Raw genomic sequence first — 17,433 nt, forward strand, 5'->3', positions numbered from 1 at the left:
TTGCGCCAGCCGCTCGATTGACCGCCCGGGATCGGTCGAGTATCGCAGCAACATGCACCGCGCACTCGCACGGGCGTGCCTCGGGCTCTCGCTGCTGGTCGGATCATCGGCCTGCGCCGCACGATATCAGCTCCGCGACGCCGAGCTACGGGAAGCCCGCGAGCAGGACTCGCTGGGGCGCCTGCGCGTGTACCCCAGCAACCGCCTCGTCAGTGTGTACGACGAGGACGCCAGCCGCACGGTCACCGTCTCCAGCGAGATCCGGCAGCGCACCAATCGCCTGAAGTACGAGCGGGTGCTGTCGACGCAGATCGATGGCGCGATCGTCGAGGAGGCCGAGCTCAACGGCGTGCCGCTGCTGTGGGTCACCTTCGATCGCGGCTGCCTGGAGGCAGCGTGCGCCTATGGCTTCGTGCGCACCGAGGACGGTCGCTACCGCCTGCTCCACGTGCCCGAGCGCGAGGGCTTCCAGGCACCCAAGGTCTTCCGCGGCTGCACCCTGCGGCGTCATCGCATGAGCCGCGGCAACCTCCACGCGCTCGCGGAGGCCAACCAAGTCTACCGATACGTCCGCCGCCGCGGACCCAAGACCGTGTTCCTCGAGGTCCGCAAGGACATCCGCAAGCGCACCAAGGGCCGCCGCGACCGCGACCGGGGCGTGGGTCGGTCGTCGTGAATCGCCCGCGACGAGGCGGCGTAGATCCGCAGGTGAGCACGGCAAGCGCCGCGGACGTCCGCGAGGCGCGACACTTCGATCTCGAGGCCGACCGCCGCGCGCGTCGCCGCTTCGGTCTGCTCGTGGTCGCGTTCGCGTTGCTGGCGATCCTGGGTGGCATCTTCGCGGCGTGGCTCCTGCTCGACGACGAGGGCCCGCGCACCGCCACGATCGACAAGCCCAAGCCGCCCGAGATCGTGGAGGAGCACCCGCCGCTCGAGCCGTTCGAGCCCGAGAAGGTTGCCGTGGTCGAGAAGCCACGCCAGGTCGCGAAGCTCGCCGAGACCATCGGGGACAACGACCTGCGCCGCATGCTCGCGCGCCTGCAATCCGCCTTCGACGCCTGTGCCCGCACCCACGGCGCTGTCGAAGGCACGGTGGTGAACGTGGACTTCAGCATCGAGAGTTCGGGGCGCGTCGAGCAGAGCGACGCGCGGCCGCCGTTCGGCAGCACGCCCCTCGGTCAGTGCGTGGCGGGGGTCATCCGCGACAAGGCCGTGTTCGCCAAGACCCGCCTGGGCCGCCGCGACGTGCGTTGGTCGATCCACGTCAAGCCGTGAGGCGTGCGCAGCCGCCGTCCGGGTTCACTGCTGCACGCCGCCGAAGTCCCGCAGCACGCGCTCCCACAGGTCCTCGTCGCGCAGCTCGAAGTGGCCGTCGACCACCACCAGCGGTCGCCGTGTGGTCGCGCGGCGGAACGGCCGCGGCGCAGCGGCGGCGTCTCGCGGATCGCGGTCCTCCACGATCACGAGGTCGGTCAGCACCACGCCGGCGTCGTCGAGCTCGATGCTGCGCGTGAGCCGGAAGCTGCGCAGCGTGCGGTCGTCGATGCGGATCTCGGTCGAGCGATCGAGATCGAACTGCGGCCGACCGACGCAGCCGCGACCGGCCTCGTGCAGCTCGAAGTCACGGAAGCGACCGCCGACCAGCGGCACGAACTGCCCCACCCGCGTGCACGGCCGCGTCGCGCCGGCGCTGCGGGCCCGCTCGCAGCGATCGCCCTCGAGCACGAGCACCTCGGTGCCGCTGGCGTGGTGCATGCGCGCCCGCGCCGACTGCCGCCAGCCCGTGACCATGCCGGTGCCGACGACGGCGATGCCGTCCTCGCGCCAGCGCACCAGCGAGAGCGTGCCGCGGGCCTGACCATCGGTGAGTTCATCGGTGGCGGCCCAGCCGAGCCAGCGATCGCCGCTGACCGGCGTGAGCAAGAGGTCGGACAGCTCGATGCGATCGCCGGGCACGACGGTGTCGGTGGTGATCGCCGCGGGGCACTGCGCGTGATCGGCGGGCTGCAACACCTGGTTGCAGCTGTCGCGCCATGGTCCCTGGCGCACCAGCGACTGGCGATCGACCGAGGGCGACACCAGCGTCATCCACGTCGACAGCGGCAGGGTCTGCTGCGCGAGCTCGCCGTCGGTGGCGACATCGAAGCTGCACAACACCCCCGTGCGGTCCTGCTTGGGGTGGCAGCTGGACAGCGCCGCGAGGACGCCCACGAGCAGCAGCTCACGGCGCATCGAGACCTCGGGATTGCTCGCCGCCGACCTCGGCGTAGGCCCGCGCGAACTCGGGGCCGAACAACAGCTCGAGCAGCGTGCGGTCGTCACCGAGCTCGCGGTGCCGCGCGACGAAGGCGTCCCACAGCGCGCGCCGACCGAAGCCACTGCGACCGCCGGCGGCGCGCTCGATCTCCTCGGGCGCGAGCCGCCCGAGCAGCGCGCGGCCGCCCTCGACCACCCCACCGATGAGCGCGACCTGGTGGATCATCATGTCGGCGAACATCCCGACCAGCTCCTGCACCCGCTGCGGCCCACCGTGCCGCCAGTCGAGGAGGTACTCGAGCACGTTGTTGGCCGACGACGCGGTGTGCAGCGCCGTGAACTCCTTGACGGCGCGCACGCCCATCTCGCTGCCGAACTGCTCCTGCCCGTTCTGCAGCTCGATGATGCCCTTGGCGCACGCCTCCAGCACGTCGCGCACGCGCGCGAGGAAGGCCTCGGCCTCGTCGGCCATCGCGGGCGGCGGTAGCTCGGGCACCAGCTCGGCGCAGAAGCGGCCGAGCGCCTCCTCGGCACCCGCGACCCCGCCGCCGGACGGACCCACGTCACCGAACTCGCGGCGGATGAACGCCTCGGCCTGCTCGCGCAGGTGGGACGGCAGCGCGGCCAGCCGCTCGCGCAGCTCGCGTTCGTAGCGGGCCCGGGCACCCTTGGCCTCCTCGAACGCGGGCCGCAGCGACGACAGCACACCGTGCACGAGGCTCATCGGCGCATGCGAGGTCTGGTTCGGCCGCGGGGTCGCGGGTGAGCCACCGGCGTCCGGATCGATCGAGCCGACCCGCACCGGCGCCGTGCCCGACGCCTTCATGTAGCGCCGCTTCGGCGCCGCGCCGGCGCTCGGCGAGGGCGCGCTGGCGACCGGCGCGTCGATCGTCGCGGCACCATCGCGACTGAGCACGAGATCGAGATCGCCGATCTGCAGCCGGATCGGCGCGTCGATCGATGCCGACTCGCCGGCGCTGATGCGACGGCCGTCGAACAGCGTGCCGTTGGTCGAGCCGAGATCGTAGAAGCGCGCCGCCGCCTCGTCGAAACGGATCACTGCGTGCCAGCCCGAAACGAACGAGTACGGGAGCGCGAGATCGTTGAGCGGGTTGCGACCGATCCGAACCGGCGAGCTGTGGAACTCGTACTCGGTGACGGTGCCCGCTTCTCGATGCTCGAGACGGATGCGAACCGGTCGCAAGGGTGTGCGCAGCATAACGCAGGCCCGACGTCGGGGGCGGCCGTCAGGCCCCGAGCCGCGCGCCCGCGAGCACCGACAGCGCCGCGCGCGGCGACGGTGCGGCGGGCTGCGGCGCGCTCGGCAGCGACGGTGCGCTCGGCAGCGACGGCGCGCTCGGCAGCGACGGCGCGCTCGGGGCCTCGGGCGTGCCGGGCAGCTGCGGCAGGCCCGAGGGGTCGCCACCGCCGTCGGGCAGCTGCAGCTGCGGGCGCTTGGTCTTCTTCTTCTTTTTCTTCTTCTTGCCGTCGGCCTTCGCGGTGCCCGGCAGCACGCCCAGCGGGGCGCACTGCACCCCCGGCACGATCTGGAATCCCGGCGGCGGCGTGGCACCACCGCTGGTGGCGCTGCGATCGAGCAGCACGTAGAGGCAGGGATTCGGATACAGGTGGCTGTCCGGCGCGCGATCGCAGACGACCTCGGGGTGGCGTCGCGGGATCTCGTAGGTGGCGAACCACGTGTTGCCGACCGGCTCGCGAAACCACGCCGCCGCGACCACGTGGGTCGCATCGGGCTCGACGGGCAGCACCCGGCGATCGCGCTGACCCGGATAGATGGTCAGCTCCTGCACGCTGGCGAAGCCCTCGCCGAGCGCCTTGGCGTCGGGCGCCGCCCACAGCCGCTCGAAGTCGAGATCGTCGATCACCAGCTCGCCGCGGACCTGGAACACCCGCACCACGGTCGGCAGCGAGTTCCCGCTGCGATCGGGGTTGATGCTGCTGGTGGCCTCGACCAGCAGCTGCACGCCCCACTCGACCTGGCCCGGCTCGCACGTGGGCTCCTTGGGTCGGCAGGCGGCCAGCGCGAGCAGGCCGGGCAGCGCGAGCAGCCCGGGCAGCGCGCGTCGGATCGACATCGGTGGCAGCGCAGTCGTCATGTGAAGATCGCAGGATCGAGGCGGAACCCGCGACGCGCGAGTTCCTCGTGGCAGCGCGGTGCAGTGGCGGAAACCTGCCAGGATCGGGTGCCGGGGACCAGCGTGAAGATGTCTTGCACGACTGCGCGACCCTCGTGCGCATAGGCCTCGGCGATCTGCGTGACGCGCGAGATACCGTCCGCGAACAGCTGTACGCCGATCACGAGATCGAAGGCCTGTGCCACCAGCGGCTCGAGCACGACCCCCGGAAGCTCGCCGCCCAGCAGCTGCCCCAGCCGCGCGAGCCCGGCGGCCGGCGAGTGCCCGCGCATCCCCACCACCACGCCGATGGCGCGCCCGATCACCGCCAGCGCGCCGCGGGCCTCCGACCACTGCAGGTCGTCGATCGCGAGCCGGTCGGGCGCCAGCGCCAGCGCGGCATCGATGGCGTCGTGCTGACCACTGCGCGCGACCGCGACCGTCCCGGGGCGAAAGCCAGAGAGCTCGGTGCCGCGATGGGTCACCACCACCTGCAGCTCCTGCGGTGAGCCGGCGGCCAACGCCGCCGCCAGCACGTGTCGCGCGCTCGCGCCCGGGGCCGCCACCACCAGCATGCCGTAGCGCGCCACGGCGCAGGTCGACAGCAACGCCGCCATGCCCGGCGACATCACGCCCGCGTGCTGCAGGCCCTCGAGCGTGGCGGTGCCCTGCAGCACGCTGCGGCGCAGCGAGATCACCAACGGCACACCGGCGCCCCACATCGCCTCGACGGCCCACGGGCCCCACTGCCCCCGCACGTGCGGCACCGACGGATCGTAGTGGAGCCCGAGGCAGCGCGATGCGAAGCAGCGCAGCGCGGCCGCGCACGTGAAGCCCGACGGCCCCTCGCTGACCTGCCCCGCCCGCTGCACCCGCACCCGCTCGATGCCATGCACGAGGACTTCGTTGGGCTCGCCGTCGAGCACGGCCCGCAGCGGACCGGGCCCGACCATCTCGTCGAGCATGCGTGCCCGCAACGCCGCCGCCTGGGCGCGCAGCGGCTCGCCCGCGCGCTGCAGCGCCTCGTCGAGCAGCGCGGCGGCGGTCTGTGCCACGCCGCCGACGGCCAAGAGCACCTCGTCGGCGATGCGCTGCCACACCGCCGTGAAGACCTGCTCGATGAGTTCCGGCGCGCTCGCGGGCGTGAACTCGAAGCCCACCGGCCCGGCGCTGCGGGCCGCGACGACGGCCTCGAAGCGTGGGAACGCAGCCGGTCGCGGCGGCTCCGAGCGCGGCACCTCGGCCCGCCGCGCACCACCGACCATGGCCGTCGGCGCGCGGCGGACCGCGAGCTCGGGGGCATCGAGATCGTCGCCACCGATGCCGTCGCGGGCACCGAGTCCGAAGTGCGGCTCGGGTAGCTCGTCGAGCTCGTCCATCATCGGCGGCGGCGGAGGCAGCCCGCCCGCGTCGGCGCCACCACCCCAACCACCGCCGGCGGGGGCACTTGCGCGACCGTTCGAGGCGGCCGGCCGCCCCGCGAGATCGACCTCGCGCGCGCGTCCCAGCAGCGCGAATCGGAGCACGAAGTCACCGATCTGCACCTCGTCGTCGTCGACCAGCACCCGCGGCCCCTGCACCGCCTCGCCGTTCACGAAGGTGCCGTTGGTGGAGTCGAGATCGAGGATCGTCAGGGTCGCGCCTGTCACCAGCACCCGCGCGTGGTTGCTCGAGACCCCAGCTTCCGGCAGGACCACGTCGTTGGACGGCAGGCGCCCGATCGAGAGCTCGGCCTTGCTGAACTCGGGGGCGCGCTCGGCCTCGCCATCGGGGCTCGTGATGGCCACGCGGATCTGCATCGGTGCCGGCAATCATGACCCAAAGGCGCCGCCACGGGTAGGTGGGCGCGGCACGAAGTCGCGTGAATACGCACCCGGAGCGCGGCGTAAACGGCTTCGTGGCAGACGACAACAAGAAGCGGTCTTTGCACATCTACACGGCAACCCCGTCGAACGACAACGACCAGACGCGAGTCTGGCAACCGGACGGCGAGTACATGATCCTCAAGGATCACCAGGGCGGCTACTTCACCAACGCCTACCTGGGGTCCCAGGACATGGACGACAGCAACGTCCAGGCCGGCATGGGTCGTGGCTTCGTCACGTTCCAGATCGAGGACGGCGGCGATGAGGCGGGCAAGGCCCTCATCGACGAGTGGCGTCAAGGTCGGATCGAGATCGTCGCGGTCTACCGCGAGTGGAAGCTCGAGAACGGCGCGGGCGTGTGGGAAAACAAGAAGACGGTCACGGTCTGGGGCTACATCTCCACCGCCCGTCTCGCGCGCGGCGCGTCCTCGATCACGGTCGAGGTGCACGTGTTCCGCAACACCAGCGTGAACGACTCGCTCGGCACGCGCGACTACTCGATCGACTGCGTGACCGGTTCGTCCACCATCAAGGGTGGCAGCCTGGGCTCGCGGCAGCCCGAGCACCTGCCCCCTCCGGGCACCCCCGAGGCTGGCAACTGGGGCGAGCCGCTGTCCGCGTGAGTGACGCGGGCTGCGACGCGGCGATGATCGATCCATGCGTGGTCTCCTGCATCGAATTGCATCGGAAGACCCGAACAAGGGCACCGGCGTGCTCGAGTCGATCATCGCCAACCTCCAGGCCATCCTGAACACCCACGAGGGGGACGGTCACACGTGCCCCGAGATGGGCGTCGACTTCCTCGACGTACTCGCGCGCTGGCCGTCGTCCGAATCCGACGTCCTGCGCGCGGTGGCGGCCACCATCGAGCGCTTCGAGCCGCGCCTTCGCAACGTCCGGGTTCGAACGTTGAACCCGACCGCGATCGTCTCTTGCGTCTCGATGGAGATCGTCGCCGAGCTGGCCGGGCACGAGAAGATCCGCTTCCTGACCGAGCTCTCGCGTGGCGGTGGCGTGCGCGTGCGCTGATCCAGCTCGCCGCCGCTGCCATCCGTCACGCCCGCGCGACCGTGGGCACCACTCGAGGGGTCCACCATGAAGTCGCGCTACTACGAAGCCGAGCTGGCCTACCTGCGCGAGCAGGGCCGCGAGTTCGCCCGGGCCTACCCCGCCACCGCGGGTCTGCTGGCCGAGCGTAGCGACGATCCCGACGTGGAGCGGCTGCTCGAGGGCTTCGCGTTCCTCAGCTCGCGCGTGCGCGAGCGCATCGACGACAGCATCCCCGAGCTCGCGCATCAGCTCGCCGGCGTGCTGGTCCCGCAGCTGACGCGGTTCATCCCGCCGGTTGCGATCCTGCAGTTCAACCCCGACACCCGGGCGCTGCGTACCGCTGCGGTGGTGCCGCGGGGCTCGCAGGTGGCCGGCAACGGCGCGCGCGACGTGCGGTGCCTGTTCCAGACCACGGCCGCGCTCGAGCTGCTGCCGCTGTCGCTGCTCGAGGTCCGCAGCGAGCGACCGAGCAGCCGCACCGAGAAGCTGATCCTGCGCCTGGCCGCGCCCGACCACGCCGCCGCCGTGGTCGGAGCCCACCGCATCCGCCTGCACTGCCACGGCGAGACGCCCACGGCGATGACGCTGCGGGCGTGGTTCCTGCGCCACTGCACCGAGATCGCGGTGGTCGAGAACGGCGTCGTGCGGGGCACCGTCCGGCCCGACATCGCCGCGGTCGGCTTCGACGCCGAGACCCGGCTGCTGCCCGAGCGCGCGCTCGAGCACGACGCCTTCACACACGCCGCCGAGCTGTTCGCGTGCCCACAGAAGTTCGCGTTCGTCGATCTGCCCCCGCTCGGCAGTCTGATGACGCCCAGCTGCGAGCTGCACCTCACCTTCGATCGCCCGCCGAAGCTGCCGCGGGCGCCCGGCAGCCAGGATCTGCGCCTGCACTGCGTGCCGGTGATCAACCTGTTCCCCTGCTCGGCGGACCCGGTACGTTTCCGACCGCTGCAGCCCGAGGCCATCGTGCGCCCGGCCGAGCACGGCCCGACCGACGCCGAGGTCTACGAGATCCGCAGCGTGATGGGCGTGAACGGTGCCCAACGCACGCCCTACCAGAGCTTCACCGCGTTCCGCAGCGGTCACGACGCCAACGCCCGCTACTACGTGAGCCGGCGAGTGCCGTCGGTGACCGACGCCGGCACCGACGTGTACCTCTCGCTGGCGTCACCGCGCGATGCCCACCCCATCGCGGAGTCCGAGATCCTCTCGGCCGAGCTGCTGTGCACCAACCGCCTGCTGGCGCCCGCGCTCAAGCTCGGCGACATCTCGCGGCCGGTCCGCGGGGCCCCGACGATGGCGCCGTTCACGAACATCACGGCGGTCTCGACCCCGTTGTACCCGAACGACAACGTCGAGCTGTTGTGGCGGCTCGGGGCCCACCTCGGGCTTTCTCGTGCGGGGCTTCAAGATCCGGCGAACCTTCGGCGTCTACTGGAGGTGTACAACTTCGCGGAGCGGCAGAACCCTTCACTGGGCCGTGCCAACGGCCAGTGGATCGACGCCATCCGCGAGGTCCAGACCCGCAAGGCCGTGCGGCTCGTGCGCGGTGCGCCGGTGACCGGCACCAAGACCATCGTCGTGCTCGACGAGGCCAACTTCTCCGCCACCGGCGAGGCCGTGATCTTCGGCGACATCCTCAACGAGGTGTTCGCGCGACGCGTCCACATCAACTCGTTCAACCAGCTCACCGTCCAGCTCGCGCCCTCGCGCACGGAGTACTCATGGGTGCCGAGATACGGGGACAAGACCATTCTCTGACGGCACTCGGCGAGCTGCTCACCCAGCACCCGCCGCGGACCGATCTCTTCACGGCGGTCCGCCTGATCGAGCGCATGCTCGCCGACCGCCCGCGACTGGGTGAGGACGGCCCCTTCGACGAGGAGGCGATGTTCTTCCGCCACGACCCCTCGTTCGCGTTCCGCCCCGGTGAGCTGACCGCGATCCGCCACGTCGAGCGCGAGCGCGCGCCCGAGCAGCGACTGCGCGGCAAGCACTCGCGCTTCGAGATCACCACCTGCCTGCTGGGGCTCTCGGGCGCCGACAGCCCGATGCCGCTGTACCACGCGGCCGACCTCATCCACGACTCCGAGGCCAGCCAGGCGATGCGGCTGTTCCTCGATCTGTTCCACAACCGCATCACCGCGCTGATGTACCGCGCGCGCAACAAGTACGACTGGGCGCAGGAGTTCCTGACCGGCGCGCAGGACATCATGTCGCGCCGTGCGCTCGCGTTCGCGGGCGTCGACGCCCAGGCCGAGCAGTCCGACGCGCTCGGGCGTGACGACCTCCTGCGGCTGTCGAGCCTGCTGGCGTTCGGCGGCGGCTCGGCGCGCAGCTTCGAGAACGCGCTCGGCGACATGCTGTCGGACCGCCTCGAGGGCGCGCCGCTGCGGCTCGAGCAATTCACCGGCGGCTGGGTCACGTTCGAGCCCAGCCAGCGCATCTCCCTCGGTCAGGCCAACTCCGAGCTCGGCGACTCGTTCGTGCTCGGGACCCGCGCGCTGCACCCGGCCCACCGCGCCAAGGTCGTGATCGGCCCCATTTCGCCCACGCTCGCGCGCGAGTTCTCGCCCGGCGGAGCGCAGTTCGACCGCGTGCGACAGCTGGCCGAGCGCCTGAGCGGCGAGCCCATCGGCTTCGAGCTCGAGCTGCTGGTCACCGAGGATGCCTATCCCCCGTTCGTGATCGGCACCGTCGGTCGCGGTCGCCTGGGCGACGGTGTGATGTTGACGGCACGGCGGCCGCAGGGCCGCGTGCAGTCGCGGAAGTTCGACCTCGAGCGGGCAGCCGCGGGAGCGTGAGGCAGACATGAGACGCGTCGACAAGGTCATGTGGGGCGAGGGCATGCTGGTGTGCCCGCAGCATCTGCAGCAGCAGGACCTCTACTTCGAGCAGCTGGTCCAGACCCACGCGCAGTGGCCGAACCCGTACGCCTGGGGCCTCACGCGCCTCGAGATCGACGCGGGCGAGATCAAGACCGGCAACTTCCGCCTGCGCGGGGTCCAGGGGCTGCTGCCGAGCGGCGTGCCGCTCGACTTCGCCGACGGCGACCCGGGCCTGCCGGCGCTGCGGCGCATCGCCGATCACTTTCCCGCCACCGCAGCGGTCGCCGAGGTCCACCTCGGCATCAGCACCACCCGAGAGGGCATCGAGAACTACGCCCGCACCGACGGCGGCGGCGGTGCTGCCCTGCCCCGCTACGACACCTGGTCGCGCGACGTGGTCGACCTCGTGCGTGCCAGCAGCGAGGCCCAGGTGGTGTTCGCGCGACCGCGGCCGGTGCTGCTGTTCGGCAACGAGTCGCGCGCGGACTTCGAGACCATCAAGATCGCCGAGCTGCGCCGCGACAACGGCGGCGGCTTCGAGCTGTCGTCGGACTACGTGCCGCCGGTGCTGCGGCTGTCGGGCGCGAGCGTGCTGCGGCGGTGGTCGTCGGAGCTGCTGGGTCTCATGCTGACCAAGCGCCGCGCGCTGGTCGAGTCGCTGCGCCAGGTCGACGCCTCGCGGGTGGAGTTCACCGCCCAGGACGTGACCCGCTACCTGCAGCTGGGCGCGATCAACTCGCACCTGCCGATGGTGCGGCAGCTGAGCGAGAGCCCCGAGTCGACGCCGTTCTCACTCTACGCCAGCCTCTCGCAGCTGGCCGGCCAGCTCACGAGCTTCTCGGTCGACATCCTGCCCGAGGAGCTGCCGACGTACACGCACGCCGACCTCCGCGCGACCTTCGGCGAGCTGTTCACCAAGCTGCGCGCCCTGCTCGAGCTCGCGATGAAGGAGAACTTCATCGAGGTGCCGCTCGAGGCCCGCCGCGACGGCATGTGGATCGGCGTGCTCAAGGACGCCCGCCTGCTCGAGTGCCCGACCTTCGTGCTCGCGGTCGAGGCCGACGCGACCCAGCAGGACGTCGCCAACCGCCTCCCGGGCCTGTCGAAGATCGCCTCGTGGAAGCAGATCAGCCGCATCGTGCGCTCCGCGATCCCCGGCGCGCCGCTGGTCGCGACCCACCGCCCGCCGCCGCAGATCCCAATCCGACCGCGCTCGGTCTACTTCGAGATCGACACCCGCCACGAGTACTGGGAGCAGATCACCGACGAGAAGACCATCGCGATCTACCTGCCGCCCCCGTTCGACCCCAGCCACGCGAAGATCAAGCTGATGGCGGTCCCGCCGGCGACGAGGTGAGCGAGCATGAACCGCGTCAACGAAGTCACCAAGGACGCCTTCAACGCGCTGATCCAGCTGCGGAACCTGCCCAAGGACGCGAGCGTCCGGCCGGAGCACCTCTACCAGCGTCTGCGCGGCTACGTCGACGAGGTCATCGCGCGCGGCAAGCAGACCGGCATGACCGAGACCGACATCAGCGACGTGGTCTACGCGCTGGTCGCCCTCGGCGACGAGATCGCCCAGCGCAAGCCCGGCGCCGTGCGAGCGCACTGGCACCAGCGCCCGCTGCAGCTGCACTACTTCGCCGAGAACGTCGCGGGCGACGGCTTCTTCGAGCGACTCGAGCGCATCGTCCGGGATCCGCGGCGCATCGAGGCGCTGGTGGTGTATCACCTGTGCCTGGAGCTGGGCTTCCTCGGACGCTTCGCCGTGCGCGGCGGCGAGTCGGAGCTCGAGGTCGTGAAGCGACGGGTGCGCGAGGGCCTGGGCCCGCTGCTGCGGCCGGAGGCGGTCTCGCGGCGGCACCTCCCCAAGAAGGAACGCCTGCACTCGCGCTCGATGGACTTCATCGCGCTGTGGCTGGGCCTGTTCGCGTTGTTGTTCGCGCTGTGCTTCATCGTCGCGCTGCGCATCGCGCTGGACCGCATGCGTGACGACCTGACCGACCGCAGCACCGAGGTGCTCGAGAGCTTTGCCAAGTCCGACCAAGCGGAGCGAGGCTGATGCTGAAGTACATCTTCACGGTGCTGCTGGTCGCCGCGGTGTGGGCGGTGGTGTGGTGGTTCGAGCTGCCGCTGTGGATCGCGATCGCCGTCAGCGTCGCGGCGCTCGCGCTCATCGTCACGATCATCGTGGTCAAGCGCGTGCGCGCCCGTCGGGCCTCCCGCGAGATCGAGCGCGCGCTCAAGGCCCAGGCCGACAAGCAGGCCAGCGCCGCGCGCCCCGACCTCGAGGCCGACATCCGCGCCCTGCAGGGCGAGTTCAACCGTGCGATCGGTGCGCTCAAGTCGTCGCGACTGGGCTCGCGCGGCGCCGCCTCGGCGCTGTACTCCCTGCCGTGGTACGTCATCGTCGGGCCGCCCGGCGTCGGCAAGAGCACCGCGCTGCGCAACTCGGGGCTGCAGTTCCCGTTCCAGTCCGCTCGCGGCGGCGCCAGCGTCAAGGGCGTGGGCGGCACCCGCAACTGCGAGTGGTGGATGACCAGCGAGGCCGTCATCCTCGACACCGCCGGCCGCTACACCACCGAGGACTCCGATCGCGACGAGTGGTTCGCGTTCCTCGACCTGCTGAAGAAGTACCGCGTGCGTCGGCCGATCAACGGCGTGCTCGCAGCGGTCAGCGTCGCCGACCTGATCGAGGCCCACCCCGACGAGGTCACCGCGCTGGCCCGCGAGATCCGTGCCCGCACCGACGAGCTGCAGGACCGCCTCGGGGTGGTCGTGCCGGTCTACCTGGTGTTCACCAAGTGCGACCTGTTGCCGGGCTTCGTGGAGATGTTCGCCGACCTCAAGGAGAGCGAGCGCCACCAGATCTGGGGCTTCACGCTGCCGGCATTCGACCAGCAGGACCTGGTCGGACGCTTCTTCGATCATTACGACGAGCTCACCGGCGTGCTCGAGAAGCGAGTGCTGCGGCGTGTGGCCGAGGAGCGACGCGGCGAGGGCCGCGAGCGCATCTACGAGCTGCCGCAGTACCTCGCAGCGCTGCGGGAGCCGCTCGGCCGCTTCATCCACGGCATGATGGCCGAGAACATCTACCACGAGACGCCGATCCTCCGCGGCGTGTACCTGTCGTCGGGTACGCAAGAGGGCCGTCCGGTCGGGCGCATCATGAACGCGATGGCGGAGGCCTTCGGCATCCAGCCCGCGCTGGGTCGCACCGCCGCACCCGCGGTCGAGGCCAAGAGCTACTTCCTCGGCGAGCTGTTCCGGCGTGTCATCTTCCCCGACTACAAGCTGACGCGGCCCAACCGCACGCGCGTCCGCAAGCACAAGATCCTCTCGGGCATCGCAGGTGCGGCGCTGTTGCTGGCCTCGACCGCCATCATGTGGCTACCGGCGCGCTCGTTCGACCAGAACCGCCGCTTCATCCGCGAGGCCGACGGTGCGGTCGCCAACGTCGAGGCCCACGTCGCCCAGAACTCGGTCGACGTCATCGCCGTCGACCGCATCGAGCCGCTGCGCGCGGTGGTCGCGACGCTCGCGTCGTACGAGGACGAGGGCCCGCCCATCGGCATGCGGATGGGCATGTACCAAGGCCGGGTGATCTACCCACGGCTTCGCGATCTCTACGCCGCCACGGTGCGCAAGGAAATGATGCTCCCGATCGTCGAGCGCGAGCTCGCCGAGCTCGAGCGGTTTACCGGGCGGCATGCCGCGGCCGATCGCGAGGCCACCGCGGAGGAGTACCGCACGACCTTCGACCGCCTGCGGTTCTACATGCTGTGCAGCTCACCGTCGGGCGCGGGCGAGCCCGGGCTCGACGACGAGGAGCGGGCCTGGCTCGCGGCCCACGTCGTGGACCTCTGGGCCACGCCGCTGCGCGAGGCCGGCGATACCGCGACGCTCACGGCGATCGAATCGGTCGCGGTCGCCTACGTCGATCTGCTGGCGCGGCAGCCCGATCTCGCGTTCGAGCGCGACACCAAGCTGGTCGACCGCGTACAGCGGATCCTCAAGCGCTCGGATCGCAGCAAGGCGGTGGCGCAGGCCCTCATCGACGCGGTCGACGGGCCCAGCCTGCGCCTGCGCGACATGGTCGGTGTCAGCTCCATCCGCAACCAGGACCGCATCATCCGGCCGGCCTTCACGCGTCGTGGCTACGAGGAACAGGTCAAGCCGCGGCTGCAGGGCAACCTCGACGATCTACTCGACGAGCAGTGGGTGCTCGGACGTGGCGGTGAGGACGGCGACAGCCTGCGCGCAGAGGAGGTCGAGGCCATCCAGACCGAGTACTTCCGCCGCTACATCGCGGAGTGGCGCGCGTTCATCGACTCGACCTACATCGAGGCCCCCGACGACTACGTCGACGCGCTGGGGCTGCTCGGTGACCTCACCCGCACGGAGCCCTACCGCGACTTCTTCAGCCATGTCGCGTACCACACCCAGCTGGTCGATCTCGACGCGGTCGAAGAGGAGGATCCGGACGACGCGCTGGTCTCCGAGGTCGGTCGCATCGCGGGCCGCAAGGCGTGGCAGAAGTCGCGACTCGGCCGGCTCGGCGTCAACCAGCGCGTGGGTCGCATGGCCGCCCGCTCGGCCGCCGCGCGCGTGCTCGACGACGCCAACGGCACCATCGTGCTGACCGACCTCGACGTCACCTACGCGTTCCTCGGCCTGGCCGAGTTCGGCGCGCGAAAGCCCAAGCCCGCCCCAGCCGATCCGACCGCGCCGCCGCCCCCACCCGAGGCGGTGCCGCTCGACGACTACCAAGAGCAGGTCGCGTTCGTGCGCGACGCGCTGCAGGAGCGCCTCGACGATCCCGCCGAGTCGGACAAGCTCATCAGCCGACTGAAGGCCGCCCGCTCGAAGGTCAAGTCGCTGCTCGCCGCGCAGGACACCTCGGGCTGGCAGCCCACGCTCGAGAAGCTGCTGTGGCCGCCGATCGATCTGGTGTCGTCGCTGGCGAGCAAGGGCGTCGCCAACGACATCGCGGGCAAGTGGTGCAACGAGGTCGTCGATCAGTCCGAGCGCAGCCTCGCCCGCGGCTACCCCTTCAACCCCAAGGGCGGCGACGTGCCGCTCAGCGAGGTCGCAGACTTCTTCCACCCGCAAAACGGCGACCTGTGGAAGTTCTACGAGTCGGTGCTCAAGAACGACGTGCCCCAGCGTGGGGTCCGCTTCCAGACCACCGAGCGCGGCGCGGCCTCGACCACGACCTACCGCCAGGGCCTCGTCACGTACCTCGACGCCGCGATGGAGCTGACCAACGCGCTGTTCCCCCCCGGCAGCGACGAGCCGCTGGTGGAGTTCGACGTGCTGATCGAGGGCGCGCCGACCGTGAAGGAGATCATCCTGACCATCGACGGGCAGACGCTCAGCTATCGCAACGGCCCCGAGGTGTGGACCAGCATGGTCTGGCCCGGTGACGGCAACAAGGGCATGCGCATCGAAGCCAAGGGCTTCGGCGTGCACGCCGACCTCGAGCAGGAGGGCGACTGGGGCCTCTTCCGCGTGATGGAGCGGGGCACCGTGCGGGCCAGCGAAGATGGCCGCAGCTTCACCGTGCAGTGGGACTTCCGCGACGAGAAGGCGGGGCTCGTGCAGATGAAGTTCCGCCCCAAGCGTGCCGATGCGCCGTTCTTCCACCGCCGCGGCGGTCGCTTCATGGACATGTTCCGCAGCAAGGAGCTGCTCGCGCCGCGCTCGATCGTGGCGTCGGGGGCCTCGTGCGCCACCCGCGGTGAGCCGTGAGTGCGACGCTGCCGACGCTGTCGCTGGGCTGCTTCGGCAAGATCCCCAGCTTCGGTGACTTCGTGGCGCGCGGCACCGGCAGCCCCTGCGGTCGCGCGTTCGAACGCTGGCTGCAGCTTGCCAACGATCGCCTCGCCGAGGCCAGCTGCACCGCGCCCACCGGTCCGGTCGGCTTCGTGTTCCGCGACGACGCAGCGAGCTCGCTGCTGGTCGGTACGCTGTCGGGCAGCGTCGACAAGGTCGGGCGCCGATTCCCGCTGGCGCTCTTCTGCGAGCTGGGCCGCTGCGACGGCCTGTGGGCACCGGCGCTGCCGGTCGCGCTGGCACCCGTGCTCGAGCAGCTCGGCGGCATCGCGCATCGGGCCCGGCGCGACACCCAGGCCGAGCTCGTCACGAAGCTCGACGCGGTGGCGTTGCCCGCCCCGGCCGCGCTCGTGCAGGCGTGCGCGTCCGAGCGCGCGCGACTGCACGCCGCGCCCGCGGCTGCCGTGCTCGAGGGCCTGTTCGGCGACGTCGACGCGCGCTGCTACGCGATCGACCTGCTGCTGCGGGCCTGCGAGTCGGCGCGGCGCTCTCGCGCCGTCACGGCGCCATTGGTGCTGGATCGCGCGGTGGGCAGCGACGTCGAGCTGATGCTGTGGCTGGCGTGCGTGGAGGTCGCGACCGCCGGCGTGATCGGGGTGCCCTCGGTGCTGTGGGACGTCTCGGCCGCGCGCGTGCTCGTGGTCTTGGGGACCCCCGAGGCCAACGCGCTGCACTGCCAGTGGGGCGCGCAGGCGCACTATCAGCGGCTCTGGGCCACCACCACCGCCAACGACGACAGCCGTCGCGGCGCCCGCGAGCGGCTGCCCGCCGGGCTCGCCGAGCTGCTCGCAGACCCCGCGGATCGGGCCGCCAGCGCCGTGATCGAGGCGATCGGCGGGTCTGCGGCCGGCCCCGCCGCGTAGCCCCCCGGTGGGCCTGCATTTTCCTTGTATGGGCTGTGGGTGGACGGCGTCCATTAACGCAGAACTGCAAGCGCAGCCGCGAGCGCGAGGAGATCCAGCCCATGCAATCCCGAGGTTCCGTAGCTCCCAAAGAGCGCATCAACATCGTCTACCGCAGCAAGACCGTCGGTCAGGAAGAGATCGAGCTGCCGTTCAAGATGCTGGTGATGTCCAACCTGACCGGTCGACAGAACCCACTCGACGTCGAGAAGCGCAAGCCCATCAACGTCGACAAGGACAACTTCGCCGACGTGCTCGCGAGCCTCGATCTGTCGCTCGAGTTCGGCGTGCCGAACCGCCTGCAGGAGGGCCAGGACGAGCTGCCGGTGTCGCTGCGCATCAAGTCGCTGGCCGACTTCACGCCGCAAGGCATCGCCAACCAGGTGCCGGAGCTGCGCAAGCTGCTCGAGCTGCGCGACGCGCTGTCGGCCCTCAAGTCGCCGCTCGGCAACCGCCCCGAGTTCCGCAAGCGCATCCAGGCGATCCTCACCGATGACACCGCGCGCGAGCGCATGTCGGCCGAGCTGGGCATGACCCCGAGCGTCGAGGAGAAGTGACC

The 17,433-nt window shown here is 70.9% G+C and carries 15 protein-coding genes; 11 read left to right on the forward strand and 4 right to left on the reverse strand.

Translation table 11 applies throughout. The features are described from left to right. Window positions 1-52 precede the first annotated feature (52 nt). Together IPH07_08370 and IPH07_08375 are read left to right on the forward strand one after the other, a co-directional pair. Window positions 53-676, forward strand: a complete 624-nt coding sequence (locus IPH07_08370; protein MBK6917398.1) for a hypothetical protein — start codon at window positions 53-55, stop codon at window positions 674-676. Window positions 677-708: 32 nt separating this feature from the next. Next, window positions 709-1,275: a hypothetical protein gene (locus IPH07_08375; GenBank protein MBK6917399.1), complete on the forward strand. Its 567-nt coding sequence runs from the start codon at window positions 709-711 to the stop codon at window positions 1,273-1,275. A 24-nt stretch (window positions 1,276-1,299) separates the two neighbouring features. Here IPH07_08375 and IPH07_08380 read toward each other — a convergent pair whose 3' ends face one another. The 4 genes from IPH07_08380 to IPH07_08395 are packed head-to-tail and all read right to left on the reverse strand — an operon-like array spanning window position 1,300 to window position 6,190. After that, complete coding sequence (locus IPH07_08380; GenBank protein MBK6917400.1) at window positions 1,300-2,232, reverse strand: hypothetical protein; 933 nt, start codon at window positions 2,230-2,232, stop codon at window positions 1,300-1,302. Next, window positions 2,222-3,460: an FHA domain-containing protein gene (locus IPH07_08385; protein ID MBK6917401.1), complete on the reverse strand. Its 1,239-nt coding sequence runs from the start codon at window positions 3,458-3,460 to the stop codon at window positions 2,222-2,224. Before IPH07_08385 ends, IPH07_08380 begins: the two co-directional genes overlap by 11 nt. Before the next feature lie 43 nt (window positions 3,461-3,503). After that, on the reverse strand, window positions 3,504-4,373 hold the full coding sequence (tssJ, locus tag IPH07_08390; protein MBK6917402.1) for a type VI secretion system lipoprotein TssJ: 870 nt from the start codon (window positions 4,371-4,373) through the stop codon (window positions 3,504-3,506). After that, window positions 4,370-6,190 (reverse strand): FHA domain-containing protein, encoded by a 1,821-nt coding sequence (locus IPH07_08395; GenBank protein MBK6917403.1) that lies wholly within the window; start codon window positions 6,188-6,190, stop codon window positions 4,370-4,372. The genes tssJ and IPH07_08395 overlap by 4 nt, the downstream gene beginning before the upstream one ends. Window positions 6,191-6,231: 41 nt before the next feature. On the opposite strand from IPH07_08395, the gene IPH07_08400 reads away from it, so the two are divergent. The 9 genes from IPH07_08400 to tssB all read left to right on the forward strand — a co-directional run bounded on the left by IPH07_08400 (window position 6,232) and on the right by tssB (window position 17,431). Then, window positions 6,232-6,879 carry a hypothetical protein gene (locus tag IPH07_08400; GenBank protein MBK6917404.1) on the forward strand — a complete coding sequence of 216 codons (648 nt, stop codon included), beginning with the start codon at window positions 6,232-6,234 and terminating at the stop codon, window positions 6,877-6,879. A 34-nt stretch (window positions 6,880-6,913) separates the two neighbouring features. Further along, complete coding sequence (gene tssE, locus IPH07_08405) at window positions 6,914-7,285, forward strand: type VI secretion system baseplate subunit TssE (protein MBK6917405.1); 372 nt, start codon at window positions 6,914-6,916, stop codon at window positions 7,283-7,285. A gap of 66 nt (window positions 7,286-7,351) precedes the next feature. Beyond that, window positions 7,352-9,070, forward strand: a complete 1,719-nt coding sequence (gene tssF / locus IPH07_08410; protein ID MBK6917406.1) for a type VI secretion system baseplate subunit TssF — start codon at window positions 7,352-7,354, stop codon at window positions 9,068-9,070. Continuing rightward, entirely contained in the window at window positions 9,034-10,113 is a 1,080-nt protein-coding gene (gene tssG, locus IPH07_08415; GenBank protein ID MBK6917407.1) for a type VI secretion system baseplate subunit TssG, read from the forward strand. Before tssF ends, tssG begins: the two co-directional genes overlap by 37 nt. A gap of 7 nt (window positions 10,114-10,120) precedes the next feature. Next, on the forward strand, window positions 10,121-11,494 hold the full coding sequence (gene tssK / locus IPH07_08420) for a type VI secretion system baseplate subunit TssK (protein MBK6917408.1): 1,374 nt from the start codon (window positions 10,121-10,123) through the stop codon (window positions 11,492-11,494). A gap of 6 nt (window positions 11,495-11,500) precedes the next feature. Next, entirely contained in the window at window positions 11,501-12,199 is a 699-nt protein-coding gene (locus tag IPH07_08425; protein ID MBK6917409.1) for a DotU family type IV/VI secretion system protein, read from the forward strand. Next, window positions 12,199-15,888: a type VI secretion system membrane subunit TssM gene (gene tssM / locus IPH07_08430; GenBank protein ID MBK6917410.1), complete on the forward strand. Its 3,690-nt coding sequence runs from the start codon at window positions 12,199-12,201 to the stop codon at window positions 15,886-15,888. Before IPH07_08425 ends, tssM begins: the two co-directional genes overlap by 1 nt. Further along, window positions 15,885-16,835, forward strand: coding sequence for a type VI secretion system-associated protein TagF (gene tagF / locus IPH07_08435; protein MBK6917411.1), 951 nt, complete (start codon window positions 15,885-15,887; stop codon window positions 16,833-16,835). Before tssM ends, tagF begins: the two co-directional genes overlap by 4 nt. A gap of 101 nt (window positions 16,836-16,936) precedes the next feature. Next, window positions 16,937-17,431, forward strand: a complete 495-nt coding sequence (gene tssB / locus IPH07_08440) for a type VI secretion system contractile sheath small subunit (protein ID MBK6917412.1) — start codon at window positions 16,937-16,939, stop codon at window positions 17,429-17,431. Window positions 17,432-17,433: the final 2 nt, after the last annotated feature.

The sequence above is a fragment of the Deltaproteobacteria bacterium genome, from assembly GCA_016709225.1.
GTDB lineage: Bacteria > Myxococcota_A > Polyangia > Nannocystales > Nannocystaceae > Xiheibacterium > Xiheibacterium phototrophicum.